Genomic DNA, 22,053 nt, shown 5'->3' on the forward strand with positions numbered 1-22,053 from the left:
TCCGGTGCCCGGCTCGCGCTCGGCCCCGCCCCCGGCCCCGGTGCCCGCGCCCGGGGGCGCGCAGGTGTCGCCGTCGTGTGCACAGGATGTGCAGGTCGTCGTCAGCGACGCCCGGAATGTCCCGATATGCCCGGTCGTGTCGTCGCCGTTCGCGGTCCTGCGCCTATCCTGGGCGTCTCCGCCCGAGAGGACTGTGCGTGCGCAAGCGAGTGATCACGGCCGCCGCCGGCGTCGTCGGACTGGTCGTCATCGGCCTCGGTGTCGCATCGGCGACGGTGTGGCGTGCCGACGACGTGATGGTCGCGACGACGACCGCGTCGTCGCACGTCGTCGTCACCGACCCCGGCGTCCTCGAGCTCGGCGGCGACCCCGCGACCGTGCGGGTGACGGCCTCCGACGGCGCCGAGGTCGTCGTCGTGGTGGGCCGCGACACCGACGTCGACGGGTGGGTCGGCTCCGACGCCTACACGCGCGTCACGGGGCTGTCGGCCTGGGACCGCCTCGCGACGACGACGGGCGAGCCGGACCCGGCAGCCGTCCCCACCGACGCACCGACCCCCGCGTCGACTCCCGCCGCGACCGGGTCCCCGAAGGCTGCTGCGACCGCGGCCGCGACGAGCGCCCCCTCGTCGGCGGCGTCCGCCGCGCCGACCGGGAAGGCGACCGCCGACGCGAAGGCTCCCGCCACCCCCACGCAGGCCAGCCCGCGGGCAACGACAACTGGGTGGCGCAGGCGACGGGCGACGGCAGCGCCGAGCTCGTGTGGCCCGCGCAGCCGGGACGGTGGAGCCTGCTCGCGGTGAGCCGCGGCGAGGTCGAGCCGACCCTCGAGATCTCCTGGCCCCGCGTCGTGACGACCCCGTGGCTGTGGCCGTGCGTGGTCGTCGGTGCGCTGCTCGTCGCGGCGGCCGGGGTCGTCCTGCTGCGTGACTGGTCCTCGCGCCGCACCGGCAGCTGGGAGCCGGTGCACACCGGCAGCGTCCCGGTGGCCGCGGCCGCGGGGCAGCCGCTCACCCGCCGCCAGATCCGCGAGGCGCAGGAGGCGGCCCGGTCCGGCCGGCCGCCCACCGGGGGCGTCCCACGCGTGACCGGTCCGCAGCAGACGGTCCACCCCCCGCACGAGGAGGGACGACACTCCGCGACCCCCGCCCTGACGCCGATCCCGCCGCTCACCTCCGGGCCTGCCACCACAGGGTCCGCTGCCCCTGGCGCCGCGACCGTGACGCGTCCCGACGACGCGCGCACGGCCTCGTCGGCGCCCGTCAGCTCGTCCGCCGCGGCGTCGGCGCCGGAGGCGACCACCACCGGCGGTCCCGAGGGCAGGGCGACCGCGACCGCGGCGATCAGCCCTGCGGCACCGTCCGGGGACCAGCGTCCGCCGAGCCGTCGCGCGCTGCGCGGCAGCTCGACGCCCACCTCGGCGATCCCCGTCGTCCACGACACCGTGGGCGCCGCACCGTCGGCTGCGCCCACGTCGCGCCCCGCCGGCCCCGGGCCGTCCGCTGCGCAGCCGCCCCGGCCCGGCGCGAACCCCGCACCGTCGACGCCCGGCGCGCGCCCCGGCCGGCCCGCGCCGGTCGCGGCGACGGGCTACCCGGTCGGTGCTGCGCCGTCGTCGTCGGCGACGTCGCCCACCGCCGGGCGGCCGGGCCACGCGGGTGCGCCGAGCGCTCCGGCCCCGAACGCCCAGTCTCCGAACGCCCAGTCTCCGAACGCCCAGTCTCCGAACGCCCAGTCTCCGAACGCCCAGTCTCCGAACGCTGCCGCTCCGGCCCCGTCCGGTGCGGCCGCCGCGGACCACGCCGGCCGGACCCGCCCGTCGTGGCTCGGCGCCCGGACCCCCGCGGGCCCGACCGCTCCCACCGGCGCGGTCAGCCCGCCCGGACCGACGTCCCCGTCGGGCGCCGGGCCGGTGCTGCCGAGCCCCGGCGGCTGGGTCCCGCACACGCCCACCGCACCAGGCCCCGACGCGGGGACGGAGCCCGCCGACGAGCGGGCAGGCGAGACGGCAGGGTCGCGCGCCGACGCGTGGCGCCGGGCGTGGGGCCTGCCGGCCGCACCGGGCACGGACGACGAGGGCGCGCAGCCGCAGGAGGGACAGCGATGACCGCACGACGGACGTCCGCGCCTCGTCGACTCGTCGGCGTCACCGCCACAGCGACGTTCGCGCTGCTCGTCGGCGCGTGCGCGCCCGAGCTCCCGCAGCCCGCCGCACCCGCCGCCCCCGCGGTGGCCCCGGCCGCGCTGTCCGTGCCGCAGTCCGAGCGCGTGCTGACCGCGCTGGGCGACGTGCTCTCGACCGCCGACGAGAAGCTGGACGCCGCCGCGCTCAAGCCGCGCGTCGAGGGCCCGGCGCTGTCCATGCGCACCGCGGAGTACGTGCGCGCGTCGGTGACGGACGGCGCCAAGCGGCCGACGTCCTTGCCGACGTCGGCCCTCGCGATGGTGGTGCCGCAGACGACGGCGTGGTCGCGCACGCAGCTCGTCGTGACCGAGCAGCCCGAGGACCTGCAGGCCCAGCGCATCCTCGTCCTGAGGCAGGACGCACCCCGTGCGGTGTACAAGCTGTGGGGCTGGGCGCGGCTCATGCCCGGCGCGCAGATGCCGGCGACGGCGCCCGCGGACGAAGGGTCCGAGGAGCTCGCGGCCGACGACGACAGCCTGACGATGACGCCCGCCGAGGCGCTCGAGCGCTTCATGGACGTCACGGCGAACGCCGACGCGTCGGAGTACGCCGAGCAGTTCGCGGACAGCCCGCTGGTCGACGAGATGGCGAAGGTCCGCGCGCAGGACCGCTCGTCCATGGGCAAGGTCGGCGAGGCCGCGACGAGCTACGCGGTGGACCCGGTGCCGGTGGCGTCGCTGCGCACGGTCGACGGGGGCGCGATCGTCACGGGTTCGTTCACCGCGGTCGCGCGCATGACGATCACGGGTGAGGGCTCGTCGCTCCCGCTCTCGGACCCGTTCTACGCAGCGCTCGCGGGAACGAGCACGGCGACCAAGGAGTTCAAGCGCACGTACACGGGCGTCGTCGTCCTGTACGTGCCCCCGTCGGGCTCGGACGCGCAGGTGCGCGTGCTCGCGGGCGAGCTCGTGGTGACGGCGGCGACCGCTTCCTGACAGGATCGCGTCGTCCGTGGGCGACGCGTGGCGGACACAGGCACGACGAAGGACGACGCGATGGCACTGAACGACCCCCAGGGACCCCGGCTCGACGCGAGGGGGGCCGTCGACCTGTCTGCCCTCGCGAAGCCCACCCCGCCGCCCGGCACGCCCGGCGGGCTGCCGACGCCCGGCGCGTACGTCGTCGACGTCGACGAGGCGTCGTTCCCCGAGCTGGTGCGCCACTCGACCCAGTACCCGGTCCTGGTGGTCCTGTGGGCGACGTGGTCCGAGGCCAGCCAGCAGGTCGTCGCGGACCTGGCCGCGCTGGCGGACGAGGACGGGGGCCGGTGGCTGCTCGCCCGGGTCGACCTCGACGCGAACCCGCAGATCGCGCAGGCGTTCGGGGCGCAGTCGGCCCCGATGGTCGCGGCGGTGCTGGCAGGGCAGCCCGTCCCGCTGTTCCAGGGTCCGGCGCCGCGCGAGCAGATCCGCCCGGTGATCGACCAGGTCCTGCAGGCCGCACAGGCGAACGGCCTGACCGGGACGGTGACGCCGCGCGAGGTGTCGCAGGAGGAGCCCGAGCCCGAGCTGCCGCCGCTGCACCAGGCGGCGTACGACGCGATCGAGCGCGACGACCTCGAGGCGGCGAGCGCCGCGTACGAGCAGGCGCTGCGGGAGAACCCGCGGGACCACGACGCGCGTGCGGGGCTCGCGCAGGTGGGGCTGCTGGCCCGCACGCGTGACGCGGACCTCGGCGCGGTGCGGGCAGCCGCGGCGGACCGCCCGACCGACGTGGACGCGCAGCTCGCGGTCGCGGACCTCGACGTGCTGGGCGGGAAGGTGGGCGACGCGTTCGAGCGCCTGGTCGACCTCCTGCGTGCGACCGCGGGCGACGACCGCGAGCGGGTCCGGGTCCGGCTGGTCGAGCTGTTCGACGTCGTCGGCGGCGAGGACCCGCGCGTCGTGGCCGCCCGCCGCGCCATGGCGAGCGCCCTGTACTGACGAGGGCACCTACTGACGAGGGCACCGGCGGCGACGCGGACCATGCCGCGAGCTGCCCAGGCGCCGACGAGCCGACGAGCCTGACCCGCCGGCGCCGTCCGAGCGCGATGCCGGACGGACGCGGGCCCGACCCGCTCATCATCCGGACACGAGGCCGGCCCCCACTGCGGGGGCCGGCCTCGTGCATGCGGGCCGGACCTGGTGCGCGACCGCTCGTCGACCCGTCGGGGCACCGCGCGCGACGAGTCGCTCCGGGCACGCCGAACGGCGGCCGACCGTGCCCTGCCGGCCCCGCGGGGCCGCCGCAGGGTGCCGGATCCGCATGATCATGGGCATCCGCGCGCGGTGACCGGCGTCACGCAGCCGCGGATTTGATCTCCGCGCCATCCGCTGCGTAATGTTCTCGATGTCGCCCGGCAGGGAGGAACGGACACCGCGGATCGAACCGCGATGGCTGGTCCCGCAGGTGACGCCCCCCGGAGCTCCTCGAGCCGACGACCATGTCGCCGGCACTGAGAGGCGCGCCGGCTGCGGGCCCGACCGATCAACGAACCGCTGACAAGCGGTTTGACGAGAGGAACCGGATCCGCTAAGTTAGAGAGGTTGCCTCCGGGCCGGATCGAAAGATCACGAACGGATGCGCGTCTGTTCCTTGAGAACTCAACAGTGTGCCAAGTAGTCGATGCCATATGGCCTGCCTGATGTTGTCGGGTGGGTTGATGGTTGAGATGGGGATCTGCCGTCCACCCCGTGGGTGGTGGGTTCTTGATTGAAGCCGAATCTTGGTCCGTTTGGACCGTTCGTAATGTTTGTTGCCTGGTTTTCGGATCGGGTGGCGTTTGACATTGACGGAGAGTTTGATTCTGGCTCAGGACGAACGCTGGCGGCGTGCTTAACACATGCAAGTCGAACGGTGAAGACCAGCTTGCTGGTTGGATCAGTGGCGAACGGGTGAGTAACACGTGAGCAACCTGCCCTTCACTCTGGGATAAGCCCTGGAAACGGGGTCTAATACCGGATATGACATTCCTGCGCATGTGGGGGTGTGGAAAGATTTATCGGTGGGGGATGGGCTCGCGGCCTATCAGCTTGTTGGTGGGGTGATGGCCTACCAAGGCGACGACGGGTAGCCGGCCTGAGAGGGCGACCGGCCACACTGGGACTGAGACACGGCCCAGACTCCTACGGGAGGCAGCAGTGGGGAATATTGCACAATGGGCGCAAGCCTGATGCAGCGACGCCGCGTGAGGGATGACGGCCTTCGGGTTGTAAACCTCTTTCAGCAGGGAAGAAGCGAAAGTGACGGTACCTGCAGAAGAAGCGCCGGCTAACTACGTGCCAGCAGCCGCGGTGATACGTAGGGCGCAAGCGTTGTCCGGAATTATTGGGCGTAAAGAGCTCGTAGGCGGTTAGTCGCGTCTGCTGTGAAAACTCGAGGCTCAACCTCGGGCTTGCAGTGGGTACGGGCTGACTAGAGTGCGGTAGGGGTGACTGGAATTCCTGGTGTAGCGGTGGAATGCGCAGATATCAGGAGGAACACCGATGGCGAAGGCAGGTCACTGGGCCGCAACTGACGCTGAGGAGCGAAAGCATGGGGAGCGAACAGGATTAGATACCCTGGTAGTCCATGCCGTAAACGTTGGGCACTAGGTGTGGGACCCATTCCACGGGTTCCGTGCCGCAGCTAACGCATTAAGTGCCCCGCCTGGGGAGTACGGCCGCAAGGCTAAAACTCAAAGAAATTGACGGGGGCCCGCACAAGCGGCGGAGCATGCGGATTAATTCGATGCAACGCGAAGAACCTTACCAAGGCTTGACATACACCGGAAAAGTGCAGAGATGTGCTCCCCGTAAGGTCGGTGTACAGGTGGTGCATGGTTGTCGTCAGCTCGTGTCGTGAGATGTTGGGTTAAGTCCCGCAACGAGCGCAACCCTCGTCCCATGTTGCCAGCGGGTTATGCCGGGGACTCATGGGAGACTGCCGGGGTCAACTCGGAGGAAGGTGGGGATGACGTCAAATCATCATGCCCCTTATGTCTTGGGCTTCACGCATGCTACAATGGCCGGTACAAAGGGCTGCGATACCGTAAGGTGGAGCGAATCCCAAAAAGCCGGTCTCAGTTCGGATTGGGGTCTGCAACTCGACCCCATGAAGTCGGAGTCGCTAGTAATCGCAGATCAGCAACGCTGCGGTGAATACGTTCCCGGGCCTTGTACACACCGCCCGTCAAGTCACGAAAGTCGGTAACACCCGAAGCCGGTGGCCCAACCCTTGGGGGGGAGCCGTCGAAGGTGGGACTGGCGATTGGGACTAAGTCGTAACAAGGTAGCCGTACCGGAAGGTGCGGCTGGATCACCTCCTTTCTAAGGAGCATCTGGCAGCTGGCCGGCCCTGTCGTGGGGTGGGTGCAGGTGTCCAGGCCCATGCCCGTGCCGAGTGTGTGCGGGGTGGTGCTCACGGGTGGAACATCGACTATGGCCTGCTGTTGTGGCAGGTGGCGCCTAGTACGCCTTCGGTCTTCGGGTCGGGGGAGGGAACGGTTGCTGCCTGGTGCGGTGGTGGGTCTGGCACGCTGTTGGGTCCTGAGGGAACAGCCGGTTGGTTGTTGTCTCGGGGTCGTGCTCCTGGTCGGGTCCCTTGTGTGGGGTCCGGGTCGGGGGTGGTGGCCTTCGGGTCGTCACTGGTCGCGTACCGCGTCGCCTTCGGGTGGTGGCTGGCGGGCTGGGTGTGGCGGGTCGGTCGTTGCTTGAGAACTGCACAGTGGACGCGAGCATCTTTGTAAAGTCTTTGTGGTCAAGTTTATAAGGGCACAGGGTGGATGCCTTGGCACTAGGAGCCGATGAAGGACGTTGTAGCCTGCGATAAGCCTCGGGGAGTTGGCAAACGAACCGTGATCCGAGGATCTCCGAATGGGGAAACCCCGCCGCAGTCATGTGCGGTGACCCACACCTGAATATATAGGGTGTGTGGAGGGAACGCCGGGAAGTGAAACATCTCAGTACCGGCAGGAAGAGATATTCCGTGAGTAGTGGCGAGCGAAAGCGGATCAGGCCAAACCGATCGCGTGTTCAAGCCGGCAGGCGTTGCGCGTTCGGGGTTGTGGGACCTTTCAGTCAGGACTGCCGTCCTGGCAGGGAGTCAGAAAGTCGCGTCATAGTCGAAGGGCATTGAAAGGCCCGGCACAGAGGGTGGTACCCCCGTAGACGAAATGGCGTGGCCTCCCGAGAGGGATCCCAAGTAGCTCCGGGCCCGAGAAACCTGGAGTGAATCTGCACAGACCACTGTGTAAGCCTAAATACTACCTAGTGACCGATAGCGGACAAGTACCGTGAGGGAAAGGTGAAAAGTACCCCGGGAGGGGAGTGAAATAGTACCTGAAACCGTGTGCCTACAATCCGTCGGAGCCTCCCTAGCAGGGGTGACGGCGTGCCTTTTGAAGAATGAGCCTGCGAGTTAGTGGTACGTGGCGAGGTTAACCCGTGTGGGGAAGCCGTAGCGAAAGCGAGTCCGAATAGGGCGTCTGTAGTCGCGTGCTCTAGACCCGAAGCGAAGTGATCTAGCCATGGGCAGGTTGAAGCGCGGGTAAGACCGCGTGGAGGACCGAACCCACCTGGGTTGAAAACCGGGGGGATGACCTGTGGTTAGGGGTGAAAGGCCAATCAAACTTCGTGATAGCTGGTTCTCCCCGAAATGCATTTAGGTGCAGCGTCACGCGTTTCTTGCCGGAGGTAGAGCTACTGGATAGCCGATGGGCCCCACCAGGTTACTGACGTTAGCCAAACTCCGAATGCCGGTAAGCCAGAGCGTGGCAGTGAGACTGCGGGGGATAAGCTCCGTAGTCGAGAGGGAAACAGCCCAGACCACCAGCTAAGGCCCCTAAGCGTGTGCTAAGTGGGAAAGGATGTGGAGTTGCACAGACAACCAGGAGGTTGGCTTAGAAGCAGCCACCCTTGAAAGAGTGCGTAATAGCTCACTGGTCAAGTGATTCCGCGCCGACAATGTAGCGGGGCTCAAGCACACCGCCGAAGCTGTGGCATTCACACTTTCGACAAGCCTTCGTGGTTCAGTCGTGTGGATGGGTAGGGGAGCGTCGTGTGGCGGGTGAAGCAGCGGGGTAACCCAGTTGTGGACGCCACACGAGTGAGAATGCAGGCATGAGTAGCGAATGACGGGTGAGAAACCCGTCCGCCGAATGACCAAGGGTTCCAGGGCCAGGCTAATCCGCCCTGGGTAAGTCGGGACCTAAGGCGAGGCCGACAGGCGTAGTCGATGGACAACGGGTTGATATTCCCGTACCGGCGAAGGACCGCCCATACCGAGCCCGGTGATGCTAACCGTCCGAGCCTGTGCACCGTGGCCTTCGGGCCGCACCGCACAGGGGAGCACGGGACCCGAACCGGTAGTAGGTAAGCGTATTAACAGGGGTGACGCAGGAAGGTAGCCAAGCGTGGCGATGGTTGTCCACGTCCAAGGTCGTAGGGCGAGGTGTAGGCAAATCCGCACCTCATGAAGCCTGAGAGCTGACGGTGACCGCGATAGCGGGAATCTGGTGATCCTATGCTGCCTAGAAAAGCCTCGACGCGAGGTCCTAGCCGCCCGTACCCCAAACCGACTCAGGTGGTCAGGTAGAGAATACCAAGGCGATCGAGCGAATCGTGGTTAAGGAACTCGGCAAAATGCCCCCGTAACTTCGGGAGAAGGGGGGCCTGAAGCGTGAACCGACTTGCTCGGGGAGCGTGGAGGGCCGCAGAGACCAGGGAGAAGCGACTGTTTACTAAAAACACAGGTCCGTGCGAAGTCGCAAGACGATGTATACGGACTGACGCCTGCCCGGTGCTGGAAGGTTAAGAGGACGGGTCAGCCGCAAGGCGAAGCTCAGAATTTAAGCCCCAGTAAACGGCGGTGGTAACTATAACCATCCTAAGGTAGCGAAATTCCTTGTCGGGTAAGTTCCGACCTGCACGAATGGCGTAACGACTTCTCCGCTGTCTCAACCGCGAACTCGGCGAAATTGCACTACGAGTAAAGATGCTCGTTACGCGCAGCAGGACGGAAAGACCCCGGGACCTTTACTATAGCTTGGTATTGGTGTTCGGTGCGGCTTGTGTAGGATAGGTGGGAGACTGTGAAGCCGGCACGCCAGTGTCGGTGGAGTCATCGTTGAAATACCACTCTGGTCGCTCTGGATATCTAACCTCGGTCCGTGATCCGGACCAGGGACAGTGCCTGGTGGGTAGTTTAACTGGGGCGGTTGCCTCCTAAAATGTAACGGAGGCGCTCAAAGGTTCCCTCAGCCTGGTTGGCAATCAGGTGGCGAGTGCAAGTGCACAAGGGAGCTTGACTGTGAGACAGACATGTCGAGCAGGGACGAAAGTCGGAACTAGTGATCCGGCGGTGGCTTGTGGAAGCGCCGTCGCTCAACGGATAAAAGGTACCCCGGGGATAACAGGCTGATCTTGCCCAAGAGTCCATATCGACGGCATGGTTTGGCACCTCGATGTCGGCTCGTCGCATCCTGGGGCTGGAGTAGGTCCCAAGGGTTGGGCTGTTCGCCCATTAAAGCGGTACGCGAGCTGGGTTTAGAACGTCGTGAGACAGTTCGGTCCCTATCCGCTGCGCGCGCAGGAAACTTGAGAAGGGCTGTCCCTAGTACGAGAGGACCGGGACGGACGAACCTCTGGTGTGCCAGTTGTTCCGCCAGGAGCACGGCTGGTTGGCTACGTTCGGAAGGGATAACCGCTGAAAGCATCTAAGCGGGAAGCCTGCTTCAAGATGAGGTTTCCACGCCCCTCGGGGCGAGAGGCTCCCAGCTAGAACACTGGGTCGATAGGCCGGATGTGGAAGGCAGGACTAACGACTGCCGCAGCTGACCGGTACTAATCAGCCGACAACTTCACCACAACTTTCATTGCTACGCGTCCACTGTGCGGTTCCCGAGAAACGAACGACACTGTTCGGCTCCGGTCGAACCAGTCCCGTTCACAACTCGACAACGTTACGGCGGTCATAGCGAAGGGGAAACGCCCGGTCCCATTCCGAACCCGGAAGCTAAGCCCTTCAGCGCCGATGGTACTGCACTCGCCAGGGTGTGGGAGAGTAGGACGCCGCCGGACACCATTCAGAAGAAGCCACCCCACACGGGGTGGCTTCTTCTGTTTTCCGGGCGGATTCGCGTTCCGGGCCCCGCTGTGCCTCGGCCGGCTGGGGGGCTTGCAACGGGGTGTGGGGTTGTCGCTAGGTGCGGCTCAGCGCACGTGGCGAGCTTCGGCGAGGCGCACGCTGTCGTCGACGAAGCGGGCGCCGTCGGCGGCGAATCCGTTGCGCTCGTAGAACCGGCGCGCGCGGGTTGCTCTCGGCGACCCAGAGCTGCGCCGGCGTGCGTGGGGCCGGCACGGTGTCGAGCAGCGCCTGGCCGATGCCAGTCCCGCGGTGTGCCCCGAGGACGTACAGCGAGCGGAGCTCGCGGTCGCGCACCGGCTGATGGTCACCGACCTGCCTCCCCGCCCCGGCGATCGCGAAGCCGACGACCCGTCCGTGCGCCTGGGCGACGGTGACCACCGCGCCGTCGTCGAGCCAGCGTTGCCACGCGTCCTCCCGCCGCGCGAGGGTGTCGGACTGCCAGTGGGCCGCGCGCACCAGCGCGGAGTATGTCTCGAGCCACGACGTGTGGTGGACGTACGCGCACCCGGCCGAGTCGCTGAACGTGGCGGCGCGGATGACGAAGGGCTCGCCGGTCTCGGTGCTCACAGCTCCATGCTGCCGTTCGCGCGGGGTGTCGTGGCGCCGGTGCGGTGTGGTCGGCTGCGCGCAGTCGGTCCGATGCCCATCCCCGCCGGAACGCCCAGCCGCCAAGGGTTCGTGCGTCCCTTGTGAGGTCGTGCGTCTGTCGGGAACTCGTGGGTACGACTGCACGACTTCCCGAGAGGCCCGCGACTCCACGGTGGGGGCCAGACGGGCCGGTGCGGCGGGGGCCAGACGGGCCGGTGCGGCGGGGTCGGCGGGGTGGCGGGCGCCAGGCGGGCAGCGGATGGGTTGGAGGGTTTGCGTGGTTTGGGGGCTCATCGCAGATCCGGTGGGAGGAGTAGTCCGCCGGCGACGAGGAGCATGCGCAGGCGGTAGTTGTCGGGGTTGCGGTAGCCGCGGGCGATGCGTCGGTGCAGCTCGATGATCCCGTTGATCGCCTCGGTGCCGCCGTTGTTCGCACCGCCGGTCGTGAAGTAGCCCAGGTAGGTGTCCTTCCACTGGCGCAGGGTGCGGCCCAGGCGGGCGATCTCGGTGATCGGGCAGGACGCGAAGCTCGCCACGACGTGCTCGGCGATGGCCCTGCCGGCGGCGGGAGTTACGGCGGCGTAGGCGGAGCGGACCTGCTGGTAGCACTGCCAGGCCAGGAGCACCTCGTCGCCGGGGTCGCCGCGCTCGAGGCAGTCGAGAAGCCGGGCCCACTGCCGCTCGGTCAGCTCGCCCGCGGCGCGGTGCAGGATGTTGCGGATCCGGTAGAGCGGGTCGCCGGCGCGGCCGCGGTGCCCGAGGGTGGCTTGTTGGACGCGGCGGCGGATCTCGTCCATCGCCTGGGCGGCGAGCTTGACGACGTGGAACGCGTCCAGGACCGGGACCGCCTCGGACAACTCGTCGCGCAGCGCGTTGGCGTAGCCGCGGTAGGGGTCCAGGGTGGCGACCTTCACCCCGCTCCGGAACGCGGCCGTGCGGTCGGTCAGCCAGGTCGCGTACGCCTTGCCGGTGCGCCCCGGCACGAGGTCGAGCAGCCGGGCGTGGACGCGTCCGTCCTGGTCACGGGTCAGGTCGACCATCCCGGTGAACATCGCCGGCCCCTTGGTGGAGGTCTTGTGCGGGGTGTGGTGCCACACGTGCTCATCGACCCCGAGAGTCCCCACCCCGGCGAACCGGGATTCATCGGCGGCCAGGTCTTCCAGACGCGGCTTGACGACCCGCCACAGCGTCCACCACGCCACGCGCAGCTGACGGGCCAGACCGCCGATCGTGGCGTGCTCGGCGCGTAGCTGCCTGATCGCCCAGGAGATCGCCCGCGTCGTGATCGACCCGCGCGCAGTGACCAGGGTCGGCACCTGCTCGCTGAACGTGCGCCGCGGGCAGCCCGCATCGGGGCACGCCCACCGGCGCTGGCGCCACACGATCTCGACGGGGACCGTCCCGGGCACGTCGTGAAGGACCCGGGTGCGTCGCCCCCGACTGGGGGCAACGACCCCGCAGTCCGGGCAGCCCATCAGCGTCCACGGCGTCTGGACCGTGACCCGCAGGCGCCCGTCGTCACGCTCGACGCCCACCACCTGCACGCCGTCCAGGCCGAGCAGCACCTCGCACCGCGGGCAGGGGTCAGATGCGGGCGCGCCAGCGGCGCACCCCGTAGCGTTGGGCATCGTCGAGGTCCTCGTGGAACGGTTTGCTTGGTCGCTACCGATCCTGAGGACCTCGACCTACATCACCACGCAACCCGCCTCACCGGCGCGTCGCGACACCCCCACCGGATCTGCGAAGAGCCGGTTTGGGGCTGTGCACGATCACAGGTGGGTAACGATGAGGTGACAGGACGGGCCGGGGGCTTCCGGTTCTCAGGCCCGTCGTGCTTAGTATGTGCACGTTCACAGGCGGTGACCGTGCACAGGGATGTGCCGGGGCGATACGACGGAGTGTCATGACCTTTGCGAGCTGGCCCACCGGTGGCGCGATCTCGTTCGGTGGCGACTACAACCCCGAGCAGTGGCCGCGTGAGGTGTGGCAGGAGGACGTGGCCCTCATGCGCGAGGCGGGCGTCAACCTGGTGAGCGTCGGGATCTTCTCCTGGGGACTCATCGAGGTCGCGGAGGGGGAGTTCGACTTCTCGTGGCTCGACGAGGTGCTCGACCTGCTGCACGCGCACGGCATCGCGGTCGACCTCGGGACCCCGACCGCGTCGCCGCCCGCGTGGTTCTTCGCCACCTACCCGCAGGCGCGCGTGGTGGCGAAGGACGGGACGGTCCTCGGCTTCGGGTCGCGCGGGATGGCCTCGCCGAGCTCGCCCGAGTACCGCGCTGCGGCGGTGCGCATCGCGTCGCGGCTCGCGGCACGCTACGCGCACCACCCGGCGGTCGTGATGTGGCACGTGCACAACGAGTACGGCGCGCCGGTCGGCGAGGACTTCTCGCAGAACGCGGTCGTCGCGTTCCGCGAGTGGCTGCGTGCGCGGTACGAGTCGCTCGACGCGCTCAACGCGGCATGGGGCACGGCGTTCTGGGGGCAGCACTACACGGACTGGGCGCACGTCTCGCCCCCGCAGCCGACTCCGACGGTCGGCAACCCCGCGCAGAAGCTCGACTTCGCGCGGTTCTGCGACCACCAGCTGCGCGCGTGCTACATCGCGGAGCGCGACGCGATCCGGGCTCACGCGACGCAGCCGATCACCACGAACTTCATGGCGAACGAGTGCCCGACGACCGACCTGTTCGCGTGGGCCCGCGAGGTCGACGTCGTCTCGAACGACCACTACCTCACCGCGGCCGACGAGCGGAACCACGTGGGCCTGGCGCTCGCCGCCGACCTCACGCGGTCGGTCGCGGGCGGTGCGCCGTGGATCCTCATGGAGCACTCGACGTCGGCCGTGAACTGGCAGCCGCGCAACGTCGCCAAGCGAGCGGGGGAGATGGCCCGCAACTCGCTGTCGCACCTCGCGCGCGGCGCCGACGGGATCCTGTTCTTCCAGTGGCGGGCCTCGCGCTCGGGTGCGGAGAAGTTCCACTCGGCGATGCTGCCGCACGCCGGCACGTCGTCGCGGGTGTGGCGCGAGGTCGTCGAACTGGGCGGGCACCTGCGCGCGCTGGCACCGGTGCGCGGTGCGCGGGTGCGGGCGCAGGCCGCGATCCTGTGGGACGCGGAGTCGTTCTGGGCGCAGGACCTCGAGTGGCGCCCGTCGGTGGACGTGCAGCACAAGGAGCGGGTGCGCGCCTACTACGAGCGGCTGTGGCGCGACGGTGTCACCGTCGACTTCGTCCACCCGTCGCAGGACCTGTCCGGCTACCGCCTCGTCGTCGCGCCCGCGTCCTACCTGCTGCGGCAGGCGGACGCCGACAACCTCACGCGGTACGTCGAGGATGGCGGGACGCTGCTCGTGTCGTTCTTCTCGGCGGTCGTCGACGAGCACGACGCCGTGCACGCGGGCGGGTACCTCGCCCCGCTGCGCGACGCGCTCGGCGTGGAGGTCGAGGAGTTCCTGCCGCTGCGCGCGGGCGACAGCGCGACGGTCCGCTGGGCGCCCGAGGGCGGCGAACCCGTGACGCTGACCGCCGACGTGTGGCAGGACGACCTCGTGCTGCACGGCGCGCAGGTCGTCGGGACGTACGTCGACGGACCGGCCGCAGGTGGCCCGGCGATCACCCGGCACGCACACGGGGCCGGGCAGGGCTGGTACGTCTCGACCCGGCTCGGCATCGACGAGCTCGCACCGGTGCTCGCGGCGGTGTACACCGACGCGGGCCTGGAGTCCTCGGGGCTGCCCCTCGACGTCGAGGTGGTCACCCGGCACGGCGACGGCGAGGACTTCGTCGTCGCGATCAACCACACCGCCGACGAGGTCAAGGTCGACCTCGGTGCGGGCCAGGAGCTTCTCGGCGCCACGACGGTGACCGGGACGGTCGTGATCCCCGCCGGCTCGGTCGCCGTGCTGCGCACGACGACCCCGCAGCTCGGAGGTGATGGCCAACCGTAGAGCCCCGGGCGCCACGCGCGTCCGTTGCAGTTCGGTTCACCTCGTCGCAGCGTCGCGTCACCCAGGGGCAACGCTGTGGCACCTACCGGAAGGACCCTCATGCGCAAGACCCTGTTCCGCTCGGCGGCCGTGCTGGCAGCCGTGACGATGCTGGCCGCCTGCAGCAGCGGCGGTGACACCCCGGCCGCGACGACGGCCCCGGCCGCCCCCGAGACGAGCGCGGCCCCCGCGGGCGCGACCGGCTCGCTGACCATCTGGGTCGACGAGAACCGCAAGCCGGCCGTCCAGGCCGCGGTGGACATCTACAACGAGACGAACCCCGACGTCGACGTCGAGCTCGTCGTGAAGAACTTCGAGGACATCCGCGCCGACTTCCTCGCCCAGGTCCCCACCGGCGAGGGCCCGGACATCACGATCGGCGCGCACGACTGGCTGGGCTCGTTCATCGTCAACGGCGTCGCCGAGCCCGTCGACCTGGGCGAGAAGGCATCCGAGTTCGAGAGCGTCGCGACGCAGGCGTTCACGTACGACGGGCAGCTGTACGGCCTGCCGTACGCGCTCGAGACGATCGCGGTCGTGCGCAACACCGCGCTCGTCGACTCGACGCCCGCGACCTGGGACGAGCTCATCGCCAAGGGCAAGGAGGCGAAGACCAAGTACCCGTTCGTCATCAACACCAACGGCACCACGGGTGACGCCTACACGTACTACGGTCTGCAGACCTCGTTCGGCGCTCCTGTCTTCCAGCAGAACGCGGACGGCTCGTACACCAACGAGATCGGCATGGGCGGCGACGCGGGCCTCGCGTTCGCGAAGTTCCTCGGCGAGAACGGCATGAAGGGCGAGGGCCACTTCAGCACGGACTGGACGTACGACGTGGCGAACCAGGAGTTCGCCGACGGCAACGCGCCGTACACGATCGCCGGCCCCTGGGCCATCGCGACGTTCACCGGTGCGGGCGTCGACGTCGCCGTGGACCCGATCCCGTCGGCCGGCGGGAAGCCTGCCGCCCCGTTCGTCGGGGTCCAGGGGTTCTACCTCTCGTCGCAGAGCGACAGCAAGCTCATCGCGAACGACTTCCTCGTGAACTACGTCGCCACGCCGGACGTCATCAAGGCGCTGTACGACGCCGACCCGCGTCTGCCGGCGATGACGTCGGTCGCGGAGCAGGTCGCGTCCGACCCGATCGTCGCGGGCTTCCTCGCCTCGGCGAAGCAGGGCGCACCCATGCCGTCGATCCCGGAGATGGGTGACGTGTGGGAGTTCTGGAACGCGGCCGAGTCCTCGATCATCTCGGGTTCCGCGGAGCCCGAGGCGGCGTGGACGAAGATGCTGGCCGACCTCGAGGCGAAGCTCGGCTGACGGACCGGGTCGGCGGCGCGGCCGCAGGCGTAGCCCGCGCCGCCGACCCTCCCGTTCCCGCACCCGACCCGCCTCCGGAGGAGACATGTCGACCCAGCAGTCGTTCGCCGCCGCCATCGCCGGCGACAGCCCGCCGCCACCGCGGCGTGCCCGCGAGTCCCACGCCCGTTCCTGGAACGGCTTCGGCGTCGGGTTCCTCGCGAAGCTCGGCCTCATGGCCGTCATCAACGCGCTCGGACTCGCGGCGGTCTGGTCCGCCTTCGTGAACGGTGCCTGGGTTCTGCTCGGCGCGATGGTGGTCCTGCTCGTGCTCGCGGACTGGATCTACTTCACGCGGCGCCACGTGCCGCTGAAGTACCTGTTCCCGGGCCTGGCGTTCCTGGCCGTGTTCCAGCTGTTCACCATCGGCTACACCGGCTACGTGGCGCTCACGAACTACGGCACCGGCCACAACGTGAGCCAGGAGCAGGCCGTCGACGTGCTGCTCAGCCAGAACGAGAAGAAGGTCCCCGACTCGCCGAGCTTCCCGCTGACGATCGTCCGCCAGGGCGACGCTCTGGGATTCGCGGTCGTGCAGGGCGGGGCCGCCAAGGTCGGCGCCGCCGACCAGCCGCTCGAGCTCGCGGCCGACGCGACGGTCGTCGACTCCGTGGTCACCGCCGTCCCCGGCTGGGAGGTCGTGCCCAAGGGCCAGGTCCTGTCCGACGCCGTGCTCGCCGACGAGGTGCTCGCGCTGCGGGTCCCGCTCACGGACGAGGCGCAGGACGGCTCGATCCGGACGGGCGACGCGACGATCGGCGCGGTGTACCGCTCGGTCCTGACGTACGACGCGACCGCGCAGACCATGACGAACACCGAGACGGGCGTCGTCTACCGCGCGACCGACGAGGGACGGTTCGTGGCCGACGACGGCACCGCGCTCCCGGTCGGCTGGAAGGTGTTCGTCGGGCTGGAGAACTTCGGCACGGCGTTCACCGACGACACGTACTCCGGACCGCTGGTCAAGATCGTCCTGTGGACGTTCGTGTTCGCGCTCGCGAGCGTGGTCGTCAGCTTCTTCTTCGGCCTCGTGCTCGCGCTGCTCTACAACGACCCGAGGGTGCGCGGGAGGGCCGTGCTGCGCACGCTGTTCATCCTCCCGTACGCGTTTCCCGCGTTCCTGTCCGCGCTCCTGTGGCGCGGGATGCTCAACGCGAACCCCGACTACGGCATCGTCAACCAGCTGTTCTTCTTCGGTGCGCGCATCGAGTGGCTCGACGACCCGACGCTCGCCAAGATCTCGCTGGTCATGGTGAACCTGTGGCTGAGCTACCCGTACTGGTTCCTGGTCTGCACGGGTGCGCTGCAGTCGCTGCCCGACGACGTGCAGGAGGCCGCGCGGATCGACGGTGCGGGCCGCTGGCGCACGTTCCGGTCGATCACGCTGCCGCTGCTGCTGGTCTCGACCGCGCCGCTGCTGATCGCGTCGTTCGCGTTCAACTTCAACAACTTCACGCTGATCTACATGCTCACGGGCGGTGGGCCGAGGTTCACCGACACGTCCGCGACGCTCGGGCACACCGACATCCTGATCTCGATGGTCTACCAGATCTCCGGGGTCTCGGGCGGACGGGCCGACTACGGCCTCGCGAGCGCCCTGTCGCTCATCATCTTCGTCGTGATCGGTGTGATCTCGGCGCTGATGTTCCGACGCACGCGCCAGCTCGAGGAGGTCAACTGATGGGAACCACGCACGCCCCGGGCTCCGTCATGGCGCGCAACGCGCAGGCGCGGGCGCGCGGCCGGCGCCGCCGCTGGTTCGCCGAGGTGAGCTGGAAGTACGTCGTCGCGGCGGTCGTCGTCGTGTACGCCGCGTTCCCGCTCGTGTACGTGCTGTCCGCGTCCCTCGCCGCGGGGGGCACGCTCACGGGCTCGACGAGCCTGTTCCGTTCGGTCTCCGCGGAGAACTACCAGGCGCTGGACGCCACGCGGTTCTGGCAGTGGGCCGGCAACAGCCTCGTCGTCGCGACGGCCACGGCGATCGGGTCGGTCCTCATGGGGGCCGCGGCCGCGTACGCGTTCTCGCGGTTCCGCTTCTCGGGCCGACGCACGGGCCTGACCACCCTGCTCATCATCCAGATGTTCCCGCAGATGCTCGCGTTCGTCGCGATCTTCCTGCTGCTGCTGTCGCTCGGGGAGGTCATCCCGGTGCTCGGCCTCAACAGCAAGCTCGCGCTCATCGCGGTGTACCTCGGCGGCGCGCTCGGGTCGAACACGCTGCTCATGTACGGCTTCTTCAACAGCGTGCCGCGCGAGCTCGACGAGGCCGCGAAGATCGACGGTGCCTCGCACTCGCAGATCTACTGGACGATCATCCTGCGCCTCGTGACGCCGATCCTCGCGGTCGTCGGGCTGCTGTCGTTCATCTCGACGTTCGGCGAGTTCATCCTCGCGCGGGTCATCCTCACGTCCGAGAGCAACTGGACGCTCGCGGTCGGGATGTACGGGTGGGTCTCGGACCAGCTCAACGCCAACTGGGGCCTGTTCGCGGCAGGCGCCGTGCTGGCGGCGCTCCCCGTCCTCATGCTCTTCCTCTTCCTGCAGAAGTACATCGTCGGCGGCCTGACCGCCGGCTCCGTGAAGGGCTGACACGCTCCGGTCCCGCCGTCCGCCGCACGCCCCCTGACGTGCGGGCGGCGGGACCGGTCCTACCGAACGACCGACGAAGGGACACCACTCGTGTCTGCACCGCTGACTGCACGATCACGCCGGTGGGCCGCGTTCGCGGCGGCCGGCTCGCTCCTGGTCCTGTCCCCGCCGCTCGCGGCGTCCGCCGACGAGGGACCGGTCGCGGCCGGCGTCGTCGTCGAGCCCGTCGCCGGCCTGCCCGCCGACTTCGTGACCGGCGTCGACGTCTCGTCGGTGCTGTCGCTCGAGGAGAGCGGCGTGGTGTTCCGCGACGCCGCGGGGCGGCCCGCGGACCTGTTCGCCACGCTCGCCGCGGCGGGCGTGACCGACGTGCGCGTGCGCGTCTGGAACGACCCGTACGACGCGCAGGGCCACGGCTACGGCGGAGGCACCGTCGACGTGGAGCGCGCGGTGGAGATCGGCGAGCGGGCGACCGCCGCGGGCATGGGTGTGCTCGTCGACTTCCACTACTCGGACTTCTGGGCGGACCCCGGCAAGCAGTCCGCTCCGAAGGCGTGGGACGGCTTCACCGTCGAGCAGAAGGCCGACGCGGTCGAGGACTTCACCGCCGACAGCCTGCGCCGGTTCGAGGCGGCGGGTGTCGACGTGCGCATGGTGCAGGTCGGCAACGAGACCACCAACGGCATGTCCGGCGTGTGGGTCGCGGACGCCGACTGGGACTGGGGCCAGGTCGCGCAGCTGTTCGACGCCGGCAGCCGCGCGGTGCGCGAGGTGTTCCCCGACGCGCTCGTCGCGCTGCACTTCACCAACCCGGAGAAGGCCGGCTCGTACGCGTGGATCGCGGACGAGCTCGCGGAGCACGACGTGGACTACGACGTCTTCGCGTCGTCGTACTACCCGTTCTGGCACGGCTCGCTCACGAACCTCACGGACGTGCTGTCCGGGATCGCGACGGAGCACGACAAGCAGGTCATGGTCGCGGAGACGTCGTGGGCGTACACGCTCGAGGACGGCGACGGGCACGCGAACACGGTGCGCCGCGGGCAGAACGACACGAACCCGCGCTACCCGTTCAGCCCGCAGGGCCAGGCGACCGCGTTCCGTGACGTGGTCGCGGCGGTGCACGCGGTCGGCGACGCCGGCATCGGCGTCTACTACTGGGAGCCCGCGTGGCTGCCCGTCGGGACCCCGACCCAGGACAACGCGTCGCTGTGGGAGGCGCACGGCTCGGGCTGGGCGACGAGCTTCGCGGGCGAGTACGAGGACGACGCCGCGCAGTGGTACGGCGGGTCCGCCGTGGACAACCAGGCGCTGTTCGACGTCGACGGCGTGCCGCTCCCGTCGCTCGGCGTGTTCGACTACGTGCGCACCGGCGCGACCGCGCCGCGCGCGGCGTCGTCGGTCGAGCCCGCGTCGGTCACCGTCGACCAGGGGGAGGACGTCGAGCTCCCGGGTACGGTGCGCGTGCACTACAACGACGGCGACAGCGCGGACGTCGCGGTCACGTGGAGCGACTCCGTGGACTGGATCACGGTCCCGGGCCGCTACACGGTCTCCGGCGTGACCGCCGACGGCGACGCCGCGACCGCGTCCGTCGTGGTCCTGGCGGTCTCGTCCGGCGTGAACCACGTGGCGAACCCGAGCTTCGAGACGTGGGGCTGGCCCGAGTGGACGCTCACGGACTCCGGCACCGACGTCAAGGTCGAGTGGAAGGACTCCGGCGACGTGTACGACGGCTTCTACGGCGTGAACCTGTGGTCCTCGGGCGACCACACCGGGTCGGTCACGCAGCAGGTCACCGGCCTGACGCCGGGGACGTACGTGCTGTCCGCGACGACGCAGGGCGACGGTGAGGCCACCGACGACACGTTCGAGCTGGTCGCGACCACCGCCGAGGGCACGGTGTCCGCGCCGTTCGCGCTCGACGGGTGGAAGGTGTGGAACACCCCGTCGGTCGAGGTCGAGGTCGGCGCGTCCGGCACCGTCACGGTCGGCGCGCGGTGGGACCTGCAGGCCGGCGCGTGGGCGTGGCTCGACGCGTTCTCCCTGACGGAGAAGGTCGAGCCGTCCGACACGACCGAGCTGGTCGCGGCGCTCGACGAGGCGGGCGACGTGCTGCGCGGCCGCTGGACGCCGGCGACGGTCGCGGCGCTCGACCGTGCGGTCGAGATCGGGCGGGTCGTCCTCGCGGGCGGCGACCTCGCTCCTCAGGACGACGTCGAGGCCGCCGCAGCGCTGGTCCGTGACGCGGTCGCCGCGCTCGTCGTCTCCCCGGACGCGCAGCCGACGATCACGGCGACGCTCCTGCCGGCGTCGGTCCCGGTGGGTACGCGCGGCGAGGTCGCCGTGCGCGTCGCGGCCGGCACGACCGCGCGTCCCACGGGTGACGTCACGGTCACGGTTGGCGGGAGCACGGTCACGGGGACCCTGCGCCCCGGGAACGACGGCGCGATCACCCTGGTGCTCCCCGAGCTCCCGGTCGGGACCCACCCCGTGACGGTGGAGTACGGCGGCGACGTGCGCGTGGTGCCCGGGACGGCGTCCGTGGGCTCCCTCAAGGTCGTCAGGATCACCCCGGTGGTCACCGGGACGCTGCGGGCGAAGACGATCACCGCGGGCCAGCAGCCGACGGTCGACGTCGTCGTCGACGCCGGCACGACCACGGCCACCGGGCAGGTCCGGGTCTCCATCGGCAGCTACAGCAAGAGCGTGACCCTCACGGCCGCGAGCAAGGGCAAGGCGTCGGTCACCGCCCCGCGCCTGGCGGTCGGGTCCCACGCCGTCAAGGTCCAGTACCTGGGCGACGCGAACGTCGGGCCGCGGACGGTCTCCGCGGGCACGCTCAAGGTCACGAAGGTGACGCCGACGGTGTCGCTCTCGCTCGCGAGCAGCACGGTGCGGCCGGGCGCCCCGGTGGTGCTGACCGTCAAGGTCACGTCGGCGGGCGTCAAGCCCACCGGCACGGTGCGTGTGACGATCGGCGGGAGGTCGCGGGTCGTGGGCCTGCCGTCGGACGGCTCGGGTGTCGTCAAGGTCTCGCTCGCGGGCCGGACCGCGGGCTCGTACCTGATCGAGGCGCGCTACGCGGGCACGGACAGGATCACCGCGGCCTCGGCCACGGTGACCGTCCGCGTCCGATGACGCACGAATGACGCACGACGAGGGGCGGTGACCGCAGGGTCACCGCCCCTCGTCGTCCCCGCAGGACCGCCGCGCGAGCGGCCCCCCAGGGTGCCTG

11 protein-coding genes and 3 rRNA genes are annotated in these 22,053 nt (G+C 69.5%); 12 read left to right on the plus strand and 2 right to left on the minus strand.

Annotated features, from left to right (window positions below):
- Positions 1-197 precede the first annotated feature (197 nt).
- The 7 genes from CBP52_RS00990 (at position 198) to rrf (ending at position 10,221) form a co-directional block, all read left to right on the plus strand.
- Positions 198-803, plus strand: a complete 606-nt coding sequence (locus CBP52_RS00990; RefSeq protein ID WP_157732461.1) for a hypothetical protein — start codon at positions 198-200, stop codon at positions 801-803.
- A complete protein-coding gene (locus tag CBP52_RS00995) occupies positions 725-2,107 on the plus strand; it encodes a hypothetical protein (protein ID WP_094179452.1) in 1,383 nt (460 codons plus the stop codon). The genes CBP52_RS00990 and CBP52_RS00995 overlap by 79 nt, the downstream gene beginning before the upstream one ends.
- The gene (locus CBP52_RS01000) at positions 2,104-3,120 is read left to right on the plus strand and encodes a hypothetical protein (RefSeq protein WP_232514596.1); all 1,017 of its coding nucleotides are present in this window, start codon (positions 2,104-2,106) and stop codon (positions 3,118-3,120) included. The genes CBP52_RS00995 and CBP52_RS01000 overlap by 4 nt, the downstream gene beginning before the upstream one ends.
- 60 nt (positions 3,121-3,180) lie before the next feature.
- A complete protein-coding gene (locus CBP52_RS01005) occupies positions 3,181-4,107 on the plus strand; it encodes a tetratricopeptide repeat protein (RefSeq protein ID WP_094182038.1) in 927 nt (308 codons plus the stop codon).
- A gap of 845 nt (positions 4,108-4,952) precedes the next feature.
- Positions 4,953-6,471, plus strand: a 16S ribosomal RNA gene (locus CBP52_RS01010).
- Between the two features lie 428 nt (positions 6,472-6,899).
- A 23S ribosomal RNA gene (locus CBP52_RS01015) occupies positions 6,900-10,008 on the plus strand.
- A 96-nt stretch (positions 10,009-10,104) separates the two neighbouring features.
- Positions 10,105-10,221: ribosomal RNA gene (gene rrf / locus CBP52_RS01020) — 5S ribosomal RNA — on the plus strand.
- Together the 16S, 23S and 5S rRNA genes form the textbook arrangement of a ribosomal RNA operon.
- A 121-nt stretch (positions 10,222-10,342) precedes the next feature.
- Here rrf and CBP52_RS18075 read toward each other — a convergent pair.
- A complete protein-coding gene (locus tag CBP52_RS18075) occupies positions 10,343-10,855 on the minus strand; it encodes a GNAT family N-acetyltransferase (protein WP_232514597.1) in 513 nt (170 codons plus the stop codon).
- Between the two features lie 311 nt (positions 10,856-11,166).
- Entirely contained in the window at positions 11,167-12,504 is a 1,338-nt protein-coding gene (locus CBP52_RS01030; protein WP_198303508.1) for an ISL3 family transposase, read from the minus strand.
- A 275-nt stretch (positions 12,505-12,779) separates the two neighbouring features.
- Between CBP52_RS01030 and CBP52_RS01035 the strand changes: the two genes are divergently transcribed.
- The 5 genes from CBP52_RS01035 to CBP52_RS18545 all read left to right on the plus strand — a co-directional run bounded on the left by CBP52_RS01035 (position 12,780) and on the right by CBP52_RS18545 (position 21,956).
- A complete protein-coding gene (locus CBP52_RS01035) occupies positions 12,780-14,825 on the plus strand; it encodes a beta-galactosidase (RefSeq protein WP_094179453.1) in 2,046 nt (681 codons plus the stop codon).
- 99 nt (positions 14,826-14,924) lie between these two features.
- Positions 14,925-16,187 carry a maltose ABC transporter substrate-binding protein gene (locus CBP52_RS01040; protein WP_094179454.1) on the plus strand — a complete coding sequence of 421 codons (1,263 nt, stop codon included), beginning with the start codon at positions 14,925-14,927 and terminating at the stop codon, positions 16,185-16,187.
- A gap of 85 nt (positions 16,188-16,272) precedes the next feature.
- A complete protein-coding gene (locus tag CBP52_RS01045) occupies positions 16,273-17,907 on the plus strand; it encodes an ABC transporter permease subunit (RefSeq protein WP_094179455.1) in 1,635 nt (544 codons plus the stop codon).
- A complete protein-coding gene (locus CBP52_RS01050) occupies positions 17,907-18,815 on the plus strand; it encodes a sugar ABC transporter permease (RefSeq protein WP_094179456.1) in 909 nt (302 codons plus the stop codon). Before CBP52_RS01045 ends, CBP52_RS01050 begins: the two co-directional genes overlap by 1 nt.
- Positions 18,816-18,905: 90 nt before the next feature.
- The gene (locus CBP52_RS18545) at positions 18,906-21,956 is read left to right on the plus strand and encodes a glycosyl hydrolase 53 family protein (protein ID WP_094179457.1); all 3,051 of its coding nucleotides are present in this window, start codon (positions 18,906-18,908) and stop codon (positions 21,954-21,956) included.
- The last annotated feature ends 97 nt before the right edge of the window (positions 21,957-22,053 follow it).

Source organism: Cellulomonas sp. PSBB021, assembly GCF_002240455.1.
Taxonomy (GTDB): domain Bacteria; phylum Actinomycetota; class Actinomycetes; order Actinomycetales; family Cellulomonadaceae; genus Cellulomonas; species Cellulomonas uda.